The following is a 6,632-nucleotide window of genomic DNA, read 5'->3' on the forward strand; positions in this document are numbered from 1 at the left end:
CCGCCATGAACCTTGAAAAATTAAGTCATCGATTGGCGCCCTGGGCGCTGCCGATCCTGTTGCTGGCGGTATGGCAGTTGTCCGTGTCGGCCGGCTGGTTGTCGACGCGTATTCTGCCGGCGCCCAGCGCGGTGATCGAAGCGGGTATCAGCCTGGTGCGCAGCGGCGAAATCTGGACGCACCTGGCCATCAGTGGCTGGCGTGCAGGCCTGGGTTTTGTGATCGGCGGCAGTATCGGCCTGGCCCTGGGCTTTATCACCGGTCTGTCGACCTGGGGTGAACGTCTGCTGGACAGCTCTGTGCAGATGATCCGCAACGTGCCGCACCTGGCGCTGATCCCGCTGGTGATCCTGTGGTTCGGCATCGACGAGACCGCGAAGATATTCCTGGTCGCCCTCGGCACGCTGTTCCCGATCTACCTCAACACTTACCACGGCATCCGCAACGTCGACCCGGCGCTGGTGGAAATGGCCCGCAGTTATGGCCTGTCCGGTTTCAGCCTGTTTCGCCAAGTGATTTTGCCGGGCGCCTTGCCTTCGATTCTGGTGGGCGTGCGCTTTGCGCTGGGTTTTATGTGGCTGACGTTGATCGTCGCGGAAACCATCTCCGCCAGTTCCGGCATCGGCTACCTGGCGATGAACGCCCGGGAATTCCTGCAGACCGATGTGGTGGTACTGGCGATCGTGCTGTACGCGGTCCTCGGCAAGCTGGCAGACCTGGCGGCGCGCGGCCTGGAGCGTGTCTGGCTGCGCTGGCACCCGGCTTATCAAGTGAATAAAGGAGGTGCGGCATGACCGCTCAACAACCTCCACGCCTGCTGCGGGGCATTCCCCTGGCCGTACGCAAGTTGCGCAAGGCTTTCGGCGCGCGGGAAGTGCTGAAGGAAATCGACCTGCATATTCCCGCCGGTCAATTCGTTGCGGTCGTGGGCCGCAGCGGCTGCGGCAAAAGTACCTTGCTGCGCCTGCTGGCCGGCCTGGACAAAGCCAGCGGCGGCGAACTGCTCGCCGGCTCCGCGCCGCTGAGCGAAGCGATTGAAGACACGCGGTTGATGTTCCAGGAAGCGCGCCTGCTGCCGTGGAAAAAGATCATCGACAACGTGGGCCTTGGCCTCAAGGGCAACTGGCGCCCGCAGGCACTGGAAGCGCTGGAAGCGGTCGGCCTGGCCGAGCGCGCCAATGAGTGGCCGGCGGCGTTGTCCGGTGGCCAGAAGCAGCGCGTGGCCCTGGCCCGCGCCCTGATCCACCAACCGCGTCTGTTGCTGCTGGACGAACCGCTAGGGGCGCTGGATGCCCTGACCCGGATCGAGATGCAGCAACTGATCGAGAACCTCTGGCAGAAGCACGGCTTCACCGTGTTGTTGGTGACCCACGACGTCAGCGAAGCCGTGGCCATTGCCGACCGGGTGATCCTGATCGAAGACGGCGAAATCGGCCTCGACCTGCACGTGGAACTCCCCGCCCGCGGGTGCGTGGCTCCCACCGCCTGGCGGCGCTGGAAACCGAAGTGCTTAACCGTGTGTTGTCGCTGCCCGGCACCCCGCCGGAACCCGAACCTGTTTCACCGCTGCCTACGCAATTGCGTTGGGCTCAATAACTCACTTGTCTTACACAGGAAGAACGACCATGACTATTAAAGCCATCAACGTGCGTAACCAGTTCAAAGGCACCATCAAGGAAATCGTCGAAGGCGACGTGCTGTCGGAAATCGACGTGCAGACCGCGTCCGGCATCGTCACTTCCGTGATCACCACGCGTTCGGTGAAAGAGCTGGAGCTGGTGATTGGCAGCGAAGTGATTGCCTTCGTTAAATCCACCGAGGTGTCGATCGCCAAGCTGTGATCGTTCCCACGCTCCGCGTGGGAATGCATCCCGTGACGCTCCGCGTCACTCATGCGCAGGGCTCAAGTCTTGTGCTGGCTGGCGGGACGCGGAGCGTCCCCTGAGACATTCCCACGCAGAGCGTGGGAATGATCAAAATCAGAGCGCAGCCACCCGCTTGGGCAAGAACGCCGGCAGATAAAGCCCCACATACGCATCAAACACCCGCATGCCTTCCTCGGCCATGCGCGGGGTGATTTGCCCATGCTGATGCACCGAGCGCGCGTAGACGCGGTCGCTCAGTTCCAGGGCCAGGGCAAACACGTCCACATCGGCGGGCAGGCTCGGCACCTCGAAGTGCCGGTTGAACACCTCATACATCAGGTTTCCCAACTCCAGATCGTGCTGGCGGTCGGCCTGTGTCACTTCGGTCAACCCGTGCTGGGCCAGGATCAATTGCCGGGCGGCGGCGTCGTTGCTGTAGATGCTGAGCATGCGCTGCTCCACCACGCTGGACAGGTCGCGCCAGTGCTTGAGTGAATCATGATCGATGGGCGCCTGAATGGCTGCGCGGAAGGCTGCATGGACATCAGCGGTCAGCGCCTCCAGCAGGGCAGGCACGCTGGCGAAGAAGTGATACACCGATGACGGCGGAATCTGTGCCCGCTCGGCCACGCTGTAGATCGACAGGCTGGCCACGCCTTCGGCCGCCAGCAAGGTGCGGGCGGCGTCGAGGATCGCGTCGATCCGAGCCTGGCTGCGGGCGCGGGGTTTGCGAGGGGTGGCAGGGCGATTCATTGAAGTCTCCTACAGGGCAGCGGGCATTGTACGCAGAGCCACTGGATGATCCATACCTTGTGGCGAGGGAGCTTGCTCCCGCGGGACTGCGCAGCAGGCCCAAGACCTGCGCCTCGGTTCTGCCTGAGAGAACCCGGTGTTCTTATTGGGGCCGCTTCGCAGCCCGGCGGGAGCAAGCTCCCTCGCCACAACAGCCATAAAAAAACGCCGCAAGCCAAAAGCCTGCGGCGTTCTTTTTAACCCGGCAACCGCTTACACGGTATGCAGGTACCAGTTGTACTCAAGGTCGGAGATGGAGTGTTCAAACTCTTCCAGCTCACTTTCCTTACAGGCGACGAAGATATCGATGTATTTAGGATCGATGTACTTGGCCATCACCTCGCTGTCGTCCAACTCACGCAGGGCATCACGCAGGTTGTTCGGCAGGCTCTGTTCGTTCTGCTCGTAGCTGTTGCCTTCCACGGGTGCGCCAGGCTCGATCTTGTTGGTCAGGCCGTGATGCACGCCCGCCAATACCGAAGCCATCAGCAGGTAAGGGTTGGCATCAGCCCCGGCCACACGGTGTTCGATACGTACGGCGTCGGACGCGCCGGTCGGTACGCGAATCGCCACGGTGCGGTTATCCAGGCCCCAGCACGGCGAGTTCGGCACGTAGAACTGTGCGCCGAAACGACGGTAGGAGTTGACGTTAGGGCACAGGAACGCCATTTGGGCGGGTAGGGTCTCCAGCACACCGCCGATCGCGTGACGCAATGCGGCGTTCTGCTCGGGATCCTCGCTGGCAAAGATGTTCTTGCCGTCCTTGTCCAGGATCGAAATGTGTACGTGTAAGCCGTTGCCTGCCTGGCCTGGGTAAGGCTTGGCCATGAAGGTGGTGTCCATCTCATGGTCGTAGGCGATGTTCTTGATCAAGCGCTTGAGCAGTACCGCATAGTCGCAGGCCTTTATAGGGTCGGCAACGTGGTGCAGGTTCACTTCGAACTGCGCCGGGGCACTTTCCTTGACGATAGCGTCGGCAGGGATGCCTTGCTCTTTTGCACCTTCCAGAATGTCCTGGAGGCAGTCGACATATTCGTCGAGGTCGTCGATCAGGTAGACCTGTGTCGAATGCGGGCGTTTGCCGGAGATCGGCGAGCGGGGCGGTTGTGGCCGGCCATTCACGTTCTCCTGGTCAATCAGGTAGAACTCCAGCTCGAATGCGGCGCAGATGGTCAGACCGAGGTCGTCAAATTTGCTTACAACTTGGCGGAGTACTTCGCGAGGATCGGCGAAGAAAGGTTCACCTTCGAGTTCGTGCATGGTCATCAGCAGTTGCGCGGTTGGGCGCTTTTGCCAGGGTTCATTGCACAGGGTGTCGGGGATTGGATAACAGATTCGGTCAGCATCACCGATGTCCAGACCCAGGCCGGTGCTTTCCACCGTTGAGCCATTGATATCCAGGGCAAATAGAGAGGCAGGCAGATTAATGCCCTTCTCGTAAACCTTGTGGAGGCTGGTGCGTTCGATGCGCTTGCCGCGCACCACACCATTCATATCCGCAATTAGAAGGTCTACGTACAGAACCTCAGGATGATCCTTAAGGAACGCGTTCGCTTCGTTAAGCTGAACGGCACGCGGGGGTACCGACATGATGCAACACCTTTGTTGTTAAAAATATCAATCATTGATCTCTTCGGGTTTCAGTCAACCCGAACGGCATGCCGAAGTCAAGCGAGGCCTTTTTTGCCCTAAAAAAGCGCCTTGAGGGCTTTTTTGGGGCTTTTTGGGGCGATTTTTTGGGATTGGTGCTCTTGGAACCAGCACGTTTGAGCGGGCCGTGTTGTATTTTTTACGGGGGTGTTGTGTAAAAAAATGAACAAGGCTAAGCTCGATTCAAACCCATAACAGCAATAATACCGGGGTGCTTCATGTCTCGCCTGCCGTTAATCGGCGTCACCGCCTGCTCCAAACAGGTCGGTCTGCATGCTTATCACATCAGTGGCGACAAATACGTCCGTGCAGTGGCCACCGCTGCCAAGGGCTTGCCGTTGATTATTCCGTCCCTGGCGGATGTGCTCGACCCGGCCAATATTCTTGACGGTCTGGACGGCATTCTTTTTACCGGCTCACCTTCCAATATCGAACCCTTTCACTACGACGGTCCGGGCAGCGCGCCCGGGACTGATCACGATTCTGCACGGGACCAAACCACGCTACCGCTGCTGCGTGCCGCGATTGCGGCAGGCGTTCCGGTGCTGGGGATTTGCCGTGGCTTCCAGGAAATGAACGTGGCGTTTGGCGGCAGCCTGCACCAGAAGGTTCACGAAGTGCCGGGCATGATGGATCACCGCGAAGACGACACCCAGCCGCTGGATATCCAGTATGGCCCGGCGCACGCAGTGGCCATCTCCCCGAATGGGGTATTGGCAAGCCTGGGCTTGCCGTCGACGATCCAGGTCAACTCGATTCATTCACAGGGCATCGATCGCCTGGCGCCAGGTTTTCAGGTCGAGGCCACCGCGCCGGACGGCCTGATCGAAGGCTTTTCGGTTCCCGCGGGCAAGGCTTTTGCTTTAGGAGTGCAATGGCACCCCGAATGGCAGGTAAGCTCTAACCCGCACTACCTCGCAATCTTCCAGGCATTTGGCAATGCTTGTCGAAAGCGGGTGATGCAACGCGACGCGGATGCTGCGTCAACTTACGCCTGACCTTTAATGGATGTCAGGAAACACAGCCCAGAGGCATTTATGAGTAACAACCTCGACCAGCTCACCGATTGGTTGAAAGACCACAAGATCACAGAAGTCGAATGCATGATTGGCGACCTCACCGGCATCACCCGGGGCAAGATCTCGCCGACCAACAAGTTCATCGCCGAAAAAGGCATGCGCCTGCCCGAAAGCGTTCTGTTGCAGACCGTGACCGGCGACTATGTCGAAGACGACATCTATTACGAATTGCTCGACCCGGCCGACATCGACATGATCTGCCGCCCGGACGAGAACGCGGTGTACCTCGTGCCCTGGGCCATAGAGCCTACGGCCCAGGTGATTCACGACACCTACGACAAGCAAGGCAACCCGATCGAACTGTCGCCGCGCAACGTGCTCAAGAAAGTCCTCAAGCTCTACGCCGATAAAGGCTGGCAGCCCATCGTGGCGCCGGAGATGGAGTTCTACCTGACCAAGCGCTGCGAAGACCCGGACTTCCCGCTGCAACCGCCGATTGGCCGTTCCGGTCGCCCGGAAACCGGCCGCCAGTCCTTCTCTATAGAAGCAGCCAACGAATTCGACCCATTGTTCGAAGACGTCTACGACTGGTGCGAGCTGCAGGAGCTGGACCTCGACACGCTGATCCACGAAGACGGCACGGCGCAGATGGAAATCAACTTCCGTCACGGCGATGCCCTGTCCCTGGCCGACCAGATCCTGGTGTTCAAGCGGACCATGCGTGAAGCGGCGCTCAAGCACAACGTGGCGGCCACCTTTATGGCCAAGCCCATGACCGGCGAGCCCGGCAGCGCGATGCACCTGCACCAGAGCATCATCGACATCGCCACCGGCAAGAACGTGTTCTCCAATGAAGACGGGACCAAGAGCGAGCTGTTCCTGCACCACATCGGTGGCCTGCAGAAATTCATCCCTGAGCTGTTGCCGCTGTTCGCGCCTAACGTCAACTCGTTCCGCCGCTTCCTGCCCGACACCTCGGCGCCGGTCAACGTGGAGTGGGGCGAAGAAAACCGCACCGTAGGCCTGCGGGTACCGGACGCCGGCCCACAAAACCGTCGGGTGGAAAACCGCCTGCCGGGTGCCGACGCCAACCCGTACCTGGCGATCGCCGCCAGCCTGCTGTGTGGCTACATCGGCATGGTCGAAGGCATCAGCCCAAGCGCACCGGTGGTGGGTCGTGGTTACGAGCGCCGCAACCTGCGCCTGCCGCTGACCATCGAAGACGCCCTGGAACGTATGGAAAACAGCAAGACCATCGAGAAATACCTGGGTCACAAATTCATCACAGGCTACGTCGCGGTCAAGC

At 60.2% G+C, this 6,632-nt stretch carries 6 protein-coding genes and 1 pseudogene; 5 read left to right on the plus strand and 2 right to left on the minus strand.

Translation table 11 applies throughout. The features are described from left to right. Nucleotides 1–5 precede the first annotated feature (5 nt). The 3 genes and pseudogenes from ssuC to JFU58_RS12785 all read left to right on the plus strand — a co-directional run bounded on the left by ssuC (nt 6) and on the right by JFU58_RS12785 (nt 1,841). Nucleotides 6–794 carry an aliphatic sulfonate ABC transporter permease SsuC gene (gene ssuC / locus JFU58_RS12775; protein ID WP_010167854.1) on the plus strand — a complete coding sequence of 263 codons (789 nt, stop codon included), beginning with the start codon at nt 6–8 and terminating at the stop codon, nt 792–794. Continuing rightward, nucleotides 791–1,596 (plus strand): annotated as a pseudogene (gene ssuB / locus JFU58_RS12780) (aliphatic sulfonates ABC transporter ATP-binding protein). Before ssuC ends, ssuB begins: the two are co-directional and overlap by 4 nt. 29 nt (nt 1,597–1,625) lie before the next feature. Then, nucleotides 1,626–1,841: a TOBE domain-containing protein gene (locus JFU58_RS12785; RefSeq protein WP_003213899.1), complete on the plus strand. Its 216-nt coding sequence runs from the start codon at nt 1,626–1,628 to the stop codon at nt 1,839–1,841. A gap of 138 nt (nt 1,842–1,979) precedes the next feature. On the opposite strand, the gene JFU58_RS12790 is transcribed toward JFU58_RS12785, so the two are convergent. Both JFU58_RS12790 and JFU58_RS12795 read right to left on the minus strand, forming a co-directional pair. Then, a complete protein-coding gene (locus JFU58_RS12790; protein WP_201140831.1) occupies nt 1,980–2,618 on the minus strand; it encodes a TetR/AcrR family transcriptional regulator in 639 nt (212 codons plus the stop codon). 252 nt (nt 2,619–2,870) lie between these two features. Next, nucleotides 2,871–4,247 (minus strand): glutamine synthetase family protein, encoded by a 1,377-nt coding sequence (locus tag JFU58_RS12795; protein WP_201140833.1) that lies wholly within the window; start codon nt 4,245–4,247, stop codon nt 2,871–2,873. 278 nt (nt 4,248–4,525) lie between these two features. Here JFU58_RS12795 and JFU58_RS12800 point away from each other — a divergent pair, with 278 nt between their 5' ends. Together JFU58_RS12800 and JFU58_RS12805 are read left to right on the plus strand one after the other, a co-directional pair. Next, the gene (locus tag JFU58_RS12800) at nt 4,526–5,305 is read left to right on the plus strand and encodes a gamma-glutamyl-gamma-aminobutyrate hydrolase family protein (protein ID WP_201140834.1); all 780 of its coding nucleotides are present in this window, start codon (nt 4,526–4,528) and stop codon (nt 5,303–5,305) included. Nucleotides 5,306–5,344: 39 nt separating this feature from the next. Further along, nucleotides 5,345–6,632: glutamine synthetase family protein (locus JFU58_RS12805; RefSeq protein WP_201140835.1), on the plus strand; the 1,288-nt coding region annotated here is incomplete at its 3' end.

It is taken from the genome of Pseudomonas sp. TH34 (assembly GCF_016650865.1).
GTDB lineage: Bacteria > Pseudomonadota > Gammaproteobacteria > Pseudomonadales > Pseudomonadaceae > Aquipseudomonas > Aquipseudomonas yamanorum.